We start from the raw sequence: 14820 nt of genomic DNA on the forward strand, positions 1-14820 counted from the left end.
AACAACTACCGAACGTTAACGATCGTTACAGATCAACGGGAATGGTGCGGAAATCCAGCCGGTGCATCCAGGCTGAGCGGTGCCCGGCAAAAAGACGTGACAGATCACCTGAACGCGTGCGCGGTTTCGCTATCCGTTGGCGGACCGAGTCCCGGCCGACCCGGTCACCTGTGTCCAGGCAGAGCCAGCACGCCACCGGTTTGATTCAGCCCGACACCCGCCTTTCTGTGTAGCCCTGGCGCGACTGCCCAAGGCTGCGGGGAAAGGCGGCGCATCCATCCAGCCAGATGGGAGATCCCTATGTCCGCGCGTTCGCTCGATTTCCAGCCAGACGACATCACGCCATCCGAGGGCGATCCTGACACGTGGAAATGCCGCTGCGGAAACCTGACCGGCATCGGACCGGGATTTTTTCACCTGGAGGGAACCCGGGAGGTTGACCCCGCTCGGGAGCCGTGGCCTAGCGAGGAGTATCTCTGCCCCGAGTGCGGCCGTGTCTGCAAGAACGGTGAGAACGGCCCCGTCGTCGTGCGTCGCCTTCACATGGACGACGTGATCCTCCTGTAAAGGCAGGAATATCACCGTCCCGAGAACCACGACAACCAACAACTCCCAGTGGAAGACTGGTGACAGGCATGACCGACACGGTTCAGGCGATCGCAAAGGCGTTGGGCGACGACTGGAGTGTGCAACCGGCCGACGGTGCGGACGACGAGATGCTCCGCCGCGCGAACGGCGAGGTGATCCGGGTCAGCACGGTCGGCGCGCGGCTACGGCTGCGCGGCGAACCCGGTGACCTCCTCGCCTTCTGGCCACGCGAGGAGAACGACCCACTCACCCATCAGATCACCGTCAGCGCCAGCCGACCACCCGCCGTGCTCGCGCGGGTAGTCGAGACCCGCCTGCTTTCCGGCTATCGGAAGGCCCGCCAGTCCGCCCTCGATCGGCGGATGGTGATCTACCCAGAGCAGGAGCGGCTGGCCGCGGAAGTCGCGTCGATCCTGCGCGCGGACAGGCTCGACCGTGTGTCCGACCCGTCCAGGCGACCGGGCGTGGCGCTACACGGACCGTCGATTCACGGCGAGGTGCGCGCGGACGTGGAAACAGTGACGTTTCACCTGGGTGTTTCGGCCACGCTGGCAGTCACCCTCGCGGCTTGCGTCGCGACGCTCGGCGCCGCCCCGGAGAGCCTCGCGGCGGATGCGCGCGACCATGGGAGAGCCGCCTGCTGGTATGCCTGGGGCGCGACCGACCACGGAATATCCCTGACCGGCACCGCCCCGAGCGGCGTCAGCCCTGCGGTCGCCTTCGGTCTCGCCTACGCCGCCGCCCAGGCCGCGACCGCCGCCGGTGGGCGCGCGTTCCTGCCGTCGATCCAGGATGCGTTCGCCCGCTGGCAGAACCGCGCCGAGTTCTGATCCAAGACAGATCGCCACCCACATGCGCCGCGTCCGCGTCAGTCCCGCCGGAACTGGCCGTCCTGGTGCGGCCGGCCGCCGACGGACGGCTACCAGAAACGCCGACTGGCACGGACACGGGTGCGCCATGAGCGCGGTCCCAACGTCCACCACCACACTCATGATCACCGATCTGAATCGCCATCAGCGAAAAAAGAAAAAACCGAGGGACGGCGCCATTCCGGCTGGTGAAGAGCCACACGTGAACCTCACCGGCAACGCGCCGTGACAGCGACCGCCCGAGGCAGGCGCCGCATCCGGCGCATCCCCCTTCACGAAAGGAAGTCGATTCCTGTGATCTACCTGAGTCGCCGCCGTCGTCGACGGCTTCATGTCGGGCTGTTCGTCTCGCTGCTGGTGTGGATTCTGGGGATCGCCGCCACGGGCGGCATCGTCGTGTTCGCCGCGTATGCGGTGATCGCCCTCGCCGTCGTCGCTGTCGACCTGACGGCGCGCAGGCACCGCAGGCACCGACGCCGCGGTCCCTCGCGTAGGCGCCGCCCACGCCGGACCGCCGCTCCCCGTGGTTCTGGGCCAGGCGGACGCCCGGCGCAGACCGCCGCCCGCCGGCCCGAGGCGCGGCGACAGCGCAGGGCTACGACCGAGGGTTCCTCGGCCGCGTAGGCAGGCCGCGCCCAGCTCCGGCCGACATCCGCGCGCGAGCAATCCCACGAACAGGAACCTGCCATGACCGACCCGACACCAGCCACGATCCCACTGTTCTTGGCCCATCTGCCGACCGCGGGCGGTCTCGTCGTCCCGTGGATTACCGCCCGTACCGGCGACGGACGCTATCTGTTCGGTGCTGTCGACAGCGACCGGAGGGACCGGGCGCTGCGGGGGCGTCTGTGCGGCGTGTGCGGCCAGCCCCTCGACGAGCGGCTGGTGCTGCTCCTGCGCCTGTCCGACCTGCCCCGCCGGTGTAGCGCCGAGCCGGCGCTACACCCGGTCTGCACCGCCTACACCGTCGCTGCCTGCCCCATGGTCGGCGGACGCGCCGACCACTACAGGACCACGGTTCTGCCACTTGACGCGACGATGTTCCCTCCGGCGGATGGGCCGGGCCGTCGGGGAGCGCCGGCCGAGCCCTGGTTCGCCGTCTGGCTGCGCGGCTACGAGGTCATCACCGACCACGGTGCCCTCGCCGCGTCCTACTCCGGCCGCACCCCCCTGCGCATCCGTCCCGTCGCCGGACGACCCCCCGCCTGATCCGCCGGGGCCTTTCCCGACCGCCGGCGCCGCCCGTCCGGCCGATCCCCGTTGTCCCGTTCCGTGAAGGGAGCGCTGCCGCATGCCCGCGAAGCGCCGCCGCCCCCCCCATCCGCCGTCCGAGTCCACCACCGCCCGTCTGATGACCGTCGTGGAGGCTGTTGCCGGTGCCTGGCATCGTGCCCACCGCTCCGCCGCACCAGAGATCCCCCTGTCCACCGTCGCCGTCCTCGCGCTGCTCACGCCACCAACCGGCCAGTTGGTCGAGGCCGCCGACGTAATCCGAGGGCTGGACCGCGAGCAGTTCCACCAGTTCCTGCGCACCCACTGGACGATCTTTGTGCGGGCACGGCCCGACCTGCTGCCCGCCGCCTGGCCTTTGGTGCGCCCCTGGTTCGACGGCGACCCGCCCGATGCCGCCACCGTGGACGCCGCCCGCAGTGTCGCGCATGCCGCGCTCGACGCCGGCCAGCTCCCGCTGACCGGCACAACACGCCGCCGCGACATAGACCTGTTCGGCCCGCTGCTCGTCGAGCTCCGCGCCGACGGTGCCCGTCTCGCCGCCGGCCAGTTCTACACCCCCGCCGACATCGCCGACACCCTCGCCACCGCCGTGCTGCACGACGCGGAACCCGGCAACTCGGTGATGGACCCGGCCATCGGCACGGGCGGGCTGTTCCGCGCCGCCGCCCAGACGCTGCGCGCCCAGGGCACCGACCCCGCCAGCCTGCTGTGGTTCGGCGGCGACGTGGACGAAACCGCCATCGCGTGCGCCGCGGTGAACGCGGTGCTCTGGGGACTCGGGCGGCACGTCGTGCTCGGTGTCGGGGACAGCCTCACCGACAGCTGGCAGGAGACCGCGCTCGCGCAGCGACGCGAGGTCCTCCAGATCGCCCGCCAGCTACGCGCCGCCGCGCTGGCCGCCGACCTGATCGGCGCCCTGACCCGCCAGGTCGACAGCGCCAGCACCGAACGCGGCGCTCCCGATTCGAGCACCTGACCGGGCCCGCCCGGGACGCCGATAGCGCGGCCCGTCCACCTCCTTCCACCCGCCTGCACTCTGTGCCGCACCCGAAAGGGGCGCTCTGCCATGCCCTCGACCCCGCACCGCGTGGGCTACGCCGAACTCCTCGGCCGGCTCCGCCACGTCCTGACCATCAACGGCGACGACACCGTCACCACCCGCCCCCTTCAGCCCTACTTCGACCGCTACGGCTGGCCGCAGCGGCTGCACGCTCACGTCCTGTTCGGCCTCGACAGCCATCTCGCTCCCGACAGCCTGCTCAACTTCGAGCCCGCCCCCGAGGTCTACGGCGCGCTGGGCTACCCGCTCACCGTCAAGGCGACCATCCTCGCCGCCGAGACCGAACGGCTCGCCGAGCAGGGCTGGACCTGGGGCCACGCCCTGGACGCCGCGGTCCTGCGCACGCGCGACGACGACGAACCGGACGACACCCGCCTCGGCGACGCCGCCGTGATGGCCGTCCTGTCCCACCTCGTCGCCCGCCACAGCGCCGACATGACCAGCCCGGCCCCGGTGACCGTGCTGTTCCACCGCGGCTACCCGACCGGTCTGCTCGGTCTGCTCGCCGCCTACCTGCGGATCGACGCCGTCCACGCCACTGCTCTCGGCGACACCACGGTCCTCGCGCTGTTCAGCAGTCTCGGCTGGACCGTCTCTCCGCGGGCCGCAGCCGTCCTCACCACCGCCGAGCAGCTCGACGCGGCCGGCGGATCTGGACCGACATCGTCATCCAGGCCAGGGACACTCCCCGGGATCACCTGCGCCGCGAACCCTGGGACCGCTGAACGGTTCCCCGCGTCCGCGGCCCGTGACCTCCGGCGCGCCCGGCGACGCGGCCTCTGCGCTGCCGCGCGGCGGAACAGGGCCGGTTCTGCCGGCCGCATTCTCGAATACCTCCGCGAGGACAGGAGAGCTGGCATGCGTGAATACATTGCGCGGGCGGGCGCCGACGACGCCTGGCTGTGCCGGTGCGGGAACAGCCCCGAGACCGGCGGCTTCGTGCCGGTCCGTAGGAGCTGGGAAATCCCCGCAGGTTCGGCGCGGTGGCGGGGTCGCTACTGCTGCCTTTCCTGCGGCCTGGTGGTCTTGTGGCCGACCCGGGAAATCGTCGGCCAGCTGAACCTCGCGGACCTCACGCTGCGCACGTCCATGTCCGCCTCCAACCCTCGACGGCGGCATTTTCACGGCCGCAGAAAGGGAAGTAGCCATGAACAACGAGTCCGGCGACCTGGTTATCGGTAGCCTCGTCGAGGTGCCTTTGGGCGACGGGGATATTTGGCGGTTCGGCTGGATCACGGAGATCGACGGGGAGCGGCTCGTCGTCGATCTCGGCCGGGACGGGCACGTCACCACCTCCCTCGACCAGATCAGACGACTGTGACGGTCGGGGCCCACAGCCGGCGACAGTGGTGCGGGTGCTCCCGGTGTGGTGTCCGCGGTCCTGGCACGATCAGACTGGTGGGGACGGCCGTCCGATACGGCCCGCCGCTACGATCCGCACCCCGTAGAGGACACGCCGATGAACCTCGAATCCCACATCCTGGTCGACCTGACCGTCCAGCAGGTCCAACAGGCGCTGACGAAAGGAGACCAGCCCGCGATCGCAGTCCTGGAAGGCGAGCCGTCGCACACACTGAGCAACTCGGCGTATCTGCGTGATCCGGCCCGCGCGGCAGAGTTCGAGCGGCAGGTCGCCGCCGAGGCGCACCGCATCAACCTCGAACGCGTTATGCTGGCCGTCCCGCAGATCAGCCAGCCGGTCCTGATCGACGGCGACACCGAAATCCGCTTCCGTTCCCCGGTCACCGGCGGCCCGCTGGTGGAAGACGACGGCGAGATGCACGTCATCCTGTGGGTGCTCTACGACGTCGAAGAAGGCCACGAATCCGGGATGGTCCCCTTCAAGCGCAAGCGCGACGGCACACCCGTCTTCGACGCGTTCGACGGCTCGGACCACATCTTCTCGATCCCCCTGAGCCCCGGCGGCGGCCCTGGCGCCGTCCTGCTCCGCGAACTGCTGGATGACACCCGGTAACGCCGGACCCAACTCTGACCCATCCGCGGCCGGCACCACCAGCGGAGCACACCAGCGCGCTCAGCCCGGGTTGACCTGCTCCAGCCAGCGCACCAGCGGACCAGCGCCGTCCCGGGCCAGGTCGATCACGGTCGCGGCGTCTCGCAGCGCACGGGCGACCAGGACCCCGGCGGGTGGTGACGCGCACTGCGTTTGACCGCATACGGTGGACAGGCTCACGAGCCGGCACCACCACCCTCGACTGCTGTTCCCTCTCGTCCCTGTCGCCGACGACGGGAACGGTCTGACCGGACCGCCGTTGGAGGCCGCGATGAACGACATCACCTGGACTCTGGTGATCGACGTCGTGAACCGTGTGCAGCAGTCCATCCGGATGACCGACTACCCGGCGATCGTCATCCTCGACGCAGACCGCCGCCAGATCCTGTCCGACTACGACTATGTCCACGGCGAACACACCCGCGTCGACTTCGAGACCCGCGCCGCCGACCGGGCCCGCGCGCTGCACGCCCGCCGGTTCACCCTCGCCGTCCCGCAGATCATCGAAATGCGCCCCGACGGCCTGCAAGCCCACCCATTTTCCGTCCGGCCGCTACGCGACGGTGAACAGGAATGCGTGGTCTGGACCGCCTACGACGCGACCGACGGCGTCGACTACGGCTGGGCCCCCCACAGCCGCAGGCCAGACGGCCAGCCCGTCTTCGACGAGCCCAGCACGTTCCACCTGCCCGCCCGCCCCGGCGACGGATTCCCCGGCCTGCGCCTGCTCCAACTCCTCACCGACGAATAGCCAGCCGACCTCCCTGCGCGGCAGCAGCGTCGATCTCGGTGACCATCCGGGCCGACACGGCGGCGTCCCCACAGCGGGTGGATCGGTCGCGTGGCGCAGGCCGTCAAGGGCCCCGCCCAGCAGGAGAGCGAGCAGGGCACCGAGGAGCAGGTGCGGTCCGTAGGAAAGGGCGTCGGACCGGCATGCGCGACCGGTGACGACTAGGAACGCCGCCCACAGCCCGGCGGACAGAACGCCGAGCCCGAGGGCGAGCAGCACCAGTGACAGGTCCCGGGTCCACCCCAGGCCCGCACCCAGCAGGCCCACCAGCTTGACGTCGCCCAACCCGAGACCGCCACGCCCACGCCCGAGCACGCGGAGCACCCCGAACAGAGCCAGCGCGACGCCAGCCCCGACGGCGGCATCAGCGACGAAACCGTCTACGTGATCACTGATCATCCCGCCCGGACCCACGATCACGCCGGAGCTCTGCGGCAGGGGGGACGTCATACCGACGGGCCAAGGCGAGGAGAACGGAGTTCGTCGGATCCTTCGCCAGCGCACCGGCCAACAGCCGGCGATACGGGTCCGCGACTGCGCCTTGTCCGAGGGCGCGGAAGATTCCATGCCAGGCTTCGTCGGACCCGTGATGATCGATACTCATCCGGCGGGCCCGCGGATAGCCGATACGCGTCAGCAACACGTCCGCGGACTCCGAGGTGGGATAAAGCTCTGCCAGTTCGCGGCGCAGCACCTCCATATCGTCTGACCGCATCCCCACCGGCAGCGAATCCGACGCCGATGCGCCGACTTCAGACGGGGCATCGATTGCAACGTCCCGTTCATGGCCACCGGGAAGATCGGTGAAACGCTGATTCACCACCGCACTCAGAAAATCCGAGATCTTCGGAATTGCCGCGATGACCTCCGAGGACGAAGCACTCACAAAAGTCTCCTGAATGCCGCGGACAACCCGCTCAAGCGCCGTCGCCCGTCGCCGGACACTGGCCAGCTCCGCTGCGCCGAGGCCCGGTTGTCGCTGCCCGAACATGCGGTATAGGAAGCGGGACGACTGGCCAAGCGCCATTACTCCGTGACGACGGACCAGGTCGATATCGACAGGACCGTCACCATGGACATCGGCGCCGGCAATGGACCGGCTTTCCGCCAGGGGAAGGCACAGCTCGACCGTGCGCAGCAGATGATGCACCGCAAAGACGCGCGGATGGCTGTTCGACCACCGGCGCTGCAGGCCGACGGCCAGAGCAAGAAACAGCAGGTAGACGGCGACCAAGGCGGCCTGCCCCACCGCGGTGTCGAGCGCCGGACCACCCGGGGTGGCAAAGCCGCGCAGCAGCACCCCGGTCGAGGCGACGAGGAAACCGAGTGACATGACCAGGAACGGCGGGAGCGACGCGAGCCGGCTGCGCCCGACGAGCTGGTCATGCCAGGCGACATCCGACGCAAGCAGCTCGACGGGGAGTGGACCGACGGGGTGGGTCGGAGCAGTCGTCAGCGAGGCCAGCCGCATCGAGGCCGCCAGCGATCGAGCCCGCGCGCGCCGCAGCCGCTTCGGGCTGGCAGGGCGCGGACGCTCCGGGGGCACTCGCAGGAGCATGGCGCACAATCCGAGTGCAAGGAACGCCAATCCGATCACCGAGCACCCGATGGGAATCAGCGAGATCCCCATCCGCTGCAGGCCGAGGCCCGCCGAAGCGATCACCATGGTCCCCACCTGCACCGCCCATCGACCCGAGGTTCAGTACACCTCGCCCCAGTCTGTCCACGCAGACCGGATGGCCCGACAGATACCCGATCGGGATAGACGCGACCCAGAATGATACCAGGGATCATGACGTCCCATGTGGATCTCGTCACTTTAAGTGCCGATATGCCCCTACTGATGCGATAGCCACGCAACGGTACGCAATATGAGTGCCACGCATTCGGCGGATACGTCTGAGTCGACGAAGGGGCCGTGACAAGGCGAGGCGTCAATCCGACGCATCCTCGCGATCATCTGCGCGCTGGCCGCACTGGCGTCCAGCGCGGTGCTCGCCGCCTGCGGCAACGGCCTCGAGTCGCGAGTGCGGGACACCGCGGCAACCTCGTCGGCCGCCCCTAGGCTGCCGACCTCGGCTGGCAACTGGACCGGCGGCGGGAGGCGAGCCGCAGCCCCGTCCACTCCCGCTCGTCCGAGGCGATCGCAGGCACCGAGGTCCTCACCGGCTGGCACGGCTACCTGACCCGGGACGACCACGCCGGCTGGCACCAGTACGACGACCGGATCGCCGGCGTCCAGCTCTGCGCCGCCCACCTCATCAGGGCTCTTCGGGCAGTGCTGATGCTCGCGCCGAACGTCCAGAAGCGGACCGGCCGGCTCATCGACCTACTCCGCGAGGCGAACGGGCTGATCGTGGCCGCCCGCGCCACCGGGAGGACCCGCCTCGACCAGGAGACGGTCGACGCGCCGCGGGCCCGCTACGACACCGACGTCGAGACCGACCGGCTGGCGAACATGTCCCGGCCCTGGAAGGACGAGAAGAACCATCCCGGCCTGATCCTGGCCCGCCGGCTCGCAGTGAAGGGCCGACCAGGTCCGGCTGTTCCTGTGAACGGTCCGCTCCGAGACCCCGAGCTCGCCGGCCTTCGCCTCCAGACAGGCCCGCAGCGGCCTGGCCGGGTCGTACTCACCGCGTGGCTCGCCGGGCCGGAGTATGTCGGCGGACCCAGACCGGTAGCCGGTGAGAAGCTCACGGACATGGCCAGCCTGCTCGGTCAGCGCCCGCCGCTGGGCGTCCGACAGCGCCGCCAACCCAACGCCACCCGCAGAAGGTTCGTCGTCGGGGCCATCGCCACCGCGCGTGCCACGAAGGCCGCCAGGCCGACGGTTCGCCACCGGTCCTGAGCGTCGCGGACGGTGAGCCTGGCGCCCTCGACCTGCACCACCTCGACGACCTCACCATCAAAGGTGAACCGCATGCCGACACGTAGCATCACCGCCTGGCTCATCCGCCCACCGCCTCCGCGTGTGGGCGGACAACACTCGTCCCGTCGAGAGGAACGGCCAGATCGGCGTGTAACGCGCCGCGCCAGAGCAGGTGCAGCACCGCGTGTCGGGCCATGGCAGGATGGGCTGGCCTCAGGGACCGTTCCACGTCCACGATCGCCCTTCCCCCGAAAGCCGCCCCGAGCACCCGCGGTATCAGCGCCTCCTCGATGACCATCGGGCGCCGGTACCCGGCGAGGAACGCAACGTTGGCCAGCAGCCGCGGCGGCGCGCCATACCACTCCTCGAATGCCCAGCCGCGCGAGGCGACTGTCTCCCGCGTCCAGGCCATCAGCGCCCGCATGTCCGGGTCGTCGCGTTTACTCGCCGGCTTGACATCCGCCACAGTCACCCCGCCGTCGCCGCTCACGACCAGCAGGTCCGGTACATGCCGGCGGATCCGGTCACCATCCGCGCCGACCAGCAGGAATGGCTGCGCGGCGATGCCCACCACAGCCGCGTCGAAGTCCGCCAACATGATCCGAGCCAGCTCAAGACGACTCTCGTAGATCACCAGGCGGTTGACGGTAGACGACCAGTACCAGCCCGAATAATGCCTGCGGCCCTTGTACCAGCGGAACTCCCGCACCGGCAGACACTCCGCCAGATCCTCCACGGCGACACGATCCAATGACGTGTCCACCTCGACACCGGCCCCCGACCGGTACCGCACCCGGACACGTCGCCCAGACCACGACGAACCGCCAACCACCCGATCATGGTTACACCGTGCACCGCCGAACCCGAGGGCGCCACGCCGACCCACTTCTCACTGATCTGTCGGTCGGCGACAGATCAGTGACATCTCTTTTGAGAAACTGTCATCTCTTTTGAGAACCTACAAAATCCTCTTTAACTGGCAGCGTGCTGTTATTCGAACCTTGCCGTATTCGCGATCGACCGTTCGGTCTCGGTCCGAGATACCGGGCGGGGCTGCCTCAGCCAGCGCGGCCGGGCGCGGCCCTCACCGCCGGATGCGGCGCTCGATGCAGCCCGCCTGCGCAGCGGTCTTGGCCGCGCTTGAGTCCACCTCGGGAGCAGCAGCACCCTGTGCGGGCCTCGGCCGAGTGTCGTGTCACAATGATCCCGTGTCGGGCGGCGCCTCGGCCTCCGGCTGGGCCGGAGACCCCCACAGCTACGAGCTGCGCGTGCTCGACCTGCTTGCGCGCGAGCAAGGCCCGGCCGGGAGCGTGCGGGGCAACCACCACGAGGTTCTGGTGGGTGACGCGAGATACACCGTTGACGGCACACTCCGCTTTGAGCAGGTCGGGGTTCAATTTCTGGTCATCGTTGAGTGCAAGCTCCTCCGCAGGAGGGTGGAGCGGCGTCAGGTTCAAATTCTGTCTGACACACTCGAAGACGTGCATGCACAGAAGGCAATTTTCGTCACGTCGACAGGGTTTCAATCGGGTGCCGTGGAGCTGGCCACAAGGCGAAGAATAGCTCTCGCTATATCCAACGGAGAAGCCCTTCATTTCTCGGTAGAGATAACAGCGGCGTGCGCCCAAAATTGCAACAGATGCTACGTACTTGCAGCATGAAGGTTCTTTCGATCCTCTCCCACCGGACCCCACGTGTCCCGGCGCCAGCGCCGCGCAGGGCTCTCGCCTCCTTTTCTTGGCGACGCTGATTGCGAACAAAGATCAGGCGGCTGGCGGAGGCTCGGATCCGGACCCAGCGGTCTGCCAACGAGGTGGCTTGGCCGTGAGCGATGTTGCCCCTCGCAGAGAGGCAGCACGCAGAGGGTGTGGGCTCAGCAGGCGGTATCTAGGAGGACGTCCAGTTCTTCACCGGGGTCACCTTCAGGCCGCCCGCATGCAGGCAGGAGACTGGATCTTCAGGGGAGGTACTGCGGCGGTGAGATCACTGGCGCCAGGTTGGGGTGCGTCTATCGCCACCCGGGAAGGGGAGCGACCCGGCGGGGCCGTGGAGTGCCTGCCGGGAGTGGGATCTCGTCGAGTCGCACGGCGTGGCGGACGCTGTCTGTCCCAGCGAGGCCGTACCTGTGGTCGCCATCGTCGGTGCGTTCCTCGGGTAGACCACGTACCGCTTCTACAAGCGCGGCGGTGCGCCGCGTGGGCAGCGCCGTGGCGGCGCTGGGCGCCAGTTTGTCGGCGAGCAGCGATACGACCACCGACGCGATGTTGATACCGCGACGGACATACGGCTCGTCCGCTGAGCCCACGGTGGGGTGGTCGAGCACCTGGGCCGAGGCGTGCCGGGTCGCCAGCGCGTAGGTCAAGAGCGTGTCCTGACGTCGGGTCCCAACCACGACCGGGCCGCGGTCTTCGTCCACGTCCTCGGCGAAGGCGAAGGCAGGCCCACCGCTGTGGCCATCGTCATCGAGGTACTGGCCCACAGTGGGGTCAACGAGGATCTGCGATCTGGGCAGCCAGACCACCGTGTGGCCGTGGAGTAGGCCGTCCTGCCACCAGGCGGGCAGCGAGCTGTGGATATCTGTCCGGCCGGTGCGCAGATCGGTGCTGGCCAGCTCAACGACCCGGACTTGGGCGGTCATCCCGAGCTGGGCGTAGGCGTACGCCAGCGTCAGGCAGTCATCGACGCACCGCTCAGCGGGGAGCTGCTGCTGCCCGACCGCGATCAGGTCGAGCAGCAGCGCTGGAAGGGCGCCGAGAAACATCGGATCCGACGGCGGCATCCTCGCTAGCACCGCCTCGACACGGACGGCGGCCCATTCCCACGGCGTCGCGGGCGAACCGCCTCCCGACAGATCGGACCTTTGCCGGGCCGGCCCAATACCCACCCCTTCAGCATGACGCCTGCGTGCACCCGTGCACAGCCTTTTGACATCGGCACGATGTAGTCCGCCTTCCCGCTGGTCCGCGCAGCCAGGTCCTGGCGGCCGAACCGCCCACGAGCCATGGCCCTGCTGTGGCCTGCGAGAGACCGGTGTCAACCCTGGCGATCCCCGCGCCGATGGTCCCGACGGGTCTGCCGGCCAAGCGCGAGCCGGCAATCCCGGCCACTGGTACATCGGAAGCGAGTCCGAAGTGTCGTATCAAGAATACGCCGGGGTTCGGATACGAGCATTCCGCCAGTCAATAGAGTTTATTTCCGAGACCCAGACTCGATGTCGCTTTTGTTTACTACCGCACAGGCGTCCGCTTCAGGTGCGGACCGCACTGCGCCACGTGTACTACCGGCCAGGAGAGAATCGGCGGCGATTCGTACGCGAGGTCCTGCGGCAGGCGAACCGATCTCAGCAGCACGGCTTCGAGGAGGCTGGGACGGCGTGGCACCCATAATTTTCTACAGATGCCCTCCGATCTCGGAGGCAAAGCCGGCCGTCCGAATAAATCCTAGACTGGTGGAGTGCTGTTATCGACTCCCGATAGGACGCTCAAGAGCATGCGGATCACGGGTTCCGAGTCAACGAAAGAACCGGACATACTCGCAACGCGACTCGTCGACACCCCGGTGCTGGCAGCGGAGGGTGAGAGGCTGCCGTTGCCCTCGATCGTCGTAGTCGAGATCAAGAGGCCGATGCGGAATGACGCATCGGAAGACAAGGATCCGATCGCTCAGTCACTCGACTACGTGAAGCGCGTGCGCAATGGCGGTGTGTTGACGGCCTCGGGGCGCCCAATCCCAGCGTCACGGGATTCGCCGGCATTCTGTTACATCCTGGCTGACCTCACGCCGACCCTAGTGAACAGGTGCGAATACGCGAACCTGCGGCCGACTTATGACGGCCAAGGCTATTTCGGCTTTAACGAGCCAGCGAAGGCGTACATAGAGGTCATGAACTTCGACAGACTAGTGAACGCCGCCACAGAGCGGAACAGGGCGTTCTTTGACAAGCTGGGACTGCCATCAAGCTAGGCTAGTAGCGCAAGTCTTCTGTTGCGTGGCCAGAAGAAGGAAAGTGCGGGACCGCCCAGTGGCGCGAGAGGGTCCAGACGTGCCCGATAATCCCACCCTGCCCACGTTTTGCTCCGAATAAATCCTAGTTGACTGGCAGAGTGCTGTTATTCGAACCCTGCGGTATTCCTCGCCAGTCGGCGATCTTGAGTCAGCGGCGGGCATCGAAGGTTGCGTCTGGTACCAGTCGCCGGATCTCGGTGCGACTCCGGTGCTGCCAGCCCGTGGGCGATGTTGAATTGCCTTGATGGACAGCGTCGAGTTACTTGATCGTCTGGGTCGGTTGCGTCGAGCCCATGTGGGTGCGGTCCGGGTGCCCCACAAGCCGTTGCTGTTGCTGTGGCTGTTCGGCCGGCTTGCCACGACGGGTAGCAGCATCGCGAGCTATGCCGCCGCCGAGGAGCCGGTCAACGGGCTGATCAATCAGTTCGGTCCGCCGGTGCGGCGCGCGACGACGCGGCAGCGGGCAGCGATGCCGTTCGTGCATCTGGAGCGGGAGCTGTGGGATCTTCGCGACGCCGCCGGTGATCCGCTTGGCCACGAGGTGCCCGAGCGACGTCGGTTCCTGCTCGATCTCGGCGCGACCGGCCGACTTCATGAAGACGTCGAGCGGCTGCTCGCCGATCCAGCCACCTTCGCCGCCGCGACCAGGCTGCTGCTCGCCCGCCACTTCACCTCCGCCCTGGCACCGATCATCTGCGACACCGTCGGCCTCGACGTGGCTACGTCGGTCGAGGACTCCCGCCTGGCGGTGGTGAGCAGGCGCCGGCGCAGCGCCGCGTTCACCGAACGGGTACTGCGGGTCTACGCCTACTCCTGCGCTGCCTGCGGCTTCGACGGCCGGGTCGGACCGGTCCCCGTCGGTGTCGAGGCCGCCCACGTGCGCTGGCACAGCCAACACGGCCCCGACGACGTTGCCAACGGGCTGGCGCTGTGCTCGTTGCACCACACACTGCTCGACCTCGGCGTCCTCGGCCTCACCCCCGACCGCCGGCTGAAGGTGTCCGAGCTCTACATCGCCCAGGCGCCAGCCGGTCGGGCGATTTACGACCTCGCCGGACGCCCGCTCGCCTTACCCCGCCCCGGCGAACCCTCTGTGGACGTCGAGCACATCACCTGGCACGACCGCCAGGTCTTCCGCAGCTACGCGGCCTGAAGGACTGGGACCAGCCACCGAAGGACCGTCCGGGATGACAATAATTGTCTTGAAGCCTCACCAGCTGTTACCTATGGTTGGGCGTGCGTCGGTAGCGGATTGAAAGCGGAACGGCGGAATACCTGGGTGGCAGGTCAGGGCAACGGTCGGCGGCTCATCCGTGCGCGTACGGCACTCCGCAGGGCCCAGCGTGCCGAGGCGAGGCTCGGGCAGCGGGCGGATCGGCGCGGGGCACGCGT

At 68.3% G+C, this 14820-nt stretch carries 16 protein-coding genes and 1 pseudogene; 12 read left to right on the forward strand and 5 right to left on the reverse strand.

What is annotated here, in order from left to right:
• Positions 1–635 precede the first annotated feature (635 nt).
• The 7 genes from MXD95_RS05080 (at position 636) to MXD95_RS05110 (ending at position 5725) form a co-directional block, all read left to right on the forward strand.
• Entirely contained in the window at positions 636–1418 is a 783-nt protein-coding gene (locus MXD95_RS05080) for a hypothetical protein (protein ID WP_250639364.1), read from the forward strand.
• 333 nt (positions 1419–1751) lie between these two features.
• Complete coding sequence (locus MXD95_RS05085) at positions 1752–2081, forward strand: hypothetical protein (RefSeq protein WP_250639365.1); 330 nt, start codon at positions 1752–1754, stop codon at positions 2079–2081.
• Between the two features lie 63 nt (positions 2082–2144).
• A complete protein-coding gene (locus MXD95_RS05090; RefSeq protein ID WP_250639366.1) occupies positions 2145–2666 on the forward strand; it encodes a hypothetical protein in 522 nt (173 codons plus the stop codon).
• Between the two features lie 82 nt (positions 2667–2748).
• Complete coding sequence (locus MXD95_RS05095) at positions 2749–3666, forward strand: N-6 DNA methylase (protein WP_250639367.1); 918 nt, start codon at positions 2749–2751, stop codon at positions 3664–3666.
• Between the two features lie 90 nt (positions 3667–3756).
• Positions 3757–4932 carry a hypothetical protein gene (locus tag MXD95_RS05100; protein ID WP_250639368.1) on the forward strand — a complete coding sequence of 392 codons (1176 nt, stop codon included), beginning with the start codon at positions 3757–3759 and terminating at the stop codon, positions 4930–4932.
• Positions 4898–5071, forward strand: coding sequence for a hypothetical protein (locus tag MXD95_RS05105; protein ID WP_250639369.1), 174 nt, complete (start codon positions 4898–4900; stop codon positions 5069–5071). The genes MXD95_RS05100 and MXD95_RS05105 overlap by 35 nt, the downstream gene beginning before the upstream one ends.
• Positions 5072–5209: 138 nt before the next feature.
• A complete protein-coding gene (locus MXD95_RS05110; protein WP_250639370.1) occupies positions 5210–5725 on the forward strand; it encodes a hypothetical protein in 516 nt (171 codons plus the stop codon).
• Between the two features lie 60 nt (positions 5726–5785).
• On the opposite strand, the gene MXD95_RS05115 is transcribed toward MXD95_RS05110, so the two are convergent.
• Positions 5786–5944 (reverse strand): hypothetical protein, encoded by a 159-nt coding sequence (locus MXD95_RS05115; protein WP_250639371.1) that lies wholly within the window; start codon positions 5942–5944, stop codon positions 5786–5788.
• A 91-nt stretch (positions 5945–6035) separates the two neighbouring features.
• On the opposite strand from MXD95_RS05115, the gene MXD95_RS05120 reads away from it, so the two are divergent.
• Positions 6036–6515, forward strand: a complete 480-nt coding sequence (locus MXD95_RS05120) for a hypothetical protein (protein WP_250639372.1) — start codon at positions 6036–6038, stop codon at positions 6513–6515.
• Between the two features lie 427 nt (positions 6516–6942).
• Here the strand turns inward: MXD95_RS05120 and MXD95_RS28825 are convergent, their stop codons facing one another.
• The gene (locus MXD95_RS28825) at positions 6943–8235 is read right to left on the reverse strand and encodes an effector-associated domain EAD1-containing protein (RefSeq protein ID WP_250639373.1); all 1293 of its coding nucleotides are present in this window, start codon (positions 8233–8235) and stop codon (positions 6943–6945) included.
• A gap of 438 nt (positions 8236–8673) precedes the next feature.
• Here MXD95_RS28825 and MXD95_RS05130 point away from each other — a divergent pair.
• Positions 8674–9103: pseudogene (locus tag MXD95_RS05130) on the forward strand (IS66 family transposase); the annotation flags it as partial.
• Between the two features lie 169 nt (positions 9104–9272).
• Here MXD95_RS05130 and MXD95_RS05135 read toward each other — a convergent pair.
• Positions 9273–9506 (reverse strand): hypothetical protein, encoded by a 234-nt coding sequence (locus MXD95_RS05135; protein ID WP_250639374.1) that lies wholly within the window; start codon positions 9504–9506, stop codon positions 9273–9275.
• Complete coding sequence (locus MXD95_RS05140; RefSeq protein WP_250639375.1) at positions 9503–10159, reverse strand: TnsA-like heteromeric transposase endonuclease subunit; 657 nt, start codon at positions 10157–10159, stop codon at positions 9503–9505. The genes MXD95_RS05135 and MXD95_RS05140 overlap by 4 nt, the downstream gene beginning before the upstream one ends.
• Positions 10160–10691: 532 nt before the next feature.
• On the opposite strand from MXD95_RS05140, the gene MXD95_RS05145 reads away from it, so the two are divergent.
• Entirely contained in the window at positions 10692–11084 is a 393-nt protein-coding gene (locus tag MXD95_RS05145; protein WP_250639376.1) for a restriction endonuclease, read from the forward strand.
• A 347-nt stretch (positions 11085–11431) separates the two neighbouring features.
• Here the strand turns inward: MXD95_RS05145 and MXD95_RS05150 are convergent, their stop codons facing one another.
• Positions 11432–12202, reverse strand: coding sequence for a hypothetical protein (locus MXD95_RS05150; RefSeq protein ID WP_250639377.1), 771 nt, complete (start codon positions 12200–12202; stop codon positions 11432–11434).
• Positions 12203–12912: 710 nt separating this feature from the next.
• Here MXD95_RS05150 and MXD95_RS05155 point away from each other — a divergent pair.
• Complete coding sequence (locus MXD95_RS05155) at positions 12913–13386, forward strand: hypothetical protein (protein WP_250639378.1); 474 nt, start codon at positions 12913–12915, stop codon at positions 13384–13386.
• 286 nt (positions 13387–13672) lie between these two features.
• Positions 13673–14581: a phosphorothioated DNA-binding restriction endonuclease gene (locus tag MXD95_RS05160; protein WP_250639379.1), complete on the forward strand. Its 909-nt coding sequence runs from the start codon at positions 13673–13675 to the stop codon at positions 14579–14581.
• Positions 14582–14820: the final 239 nt, after the last annotated feature.

It is taken from the genome of Frankia sp. AiPa1, assembly GCF_023243075.1.
GTDB lineage: Bacteria > Actinomycetota > Actinomycetes > Frankiales > Frankiaceae > Frankia.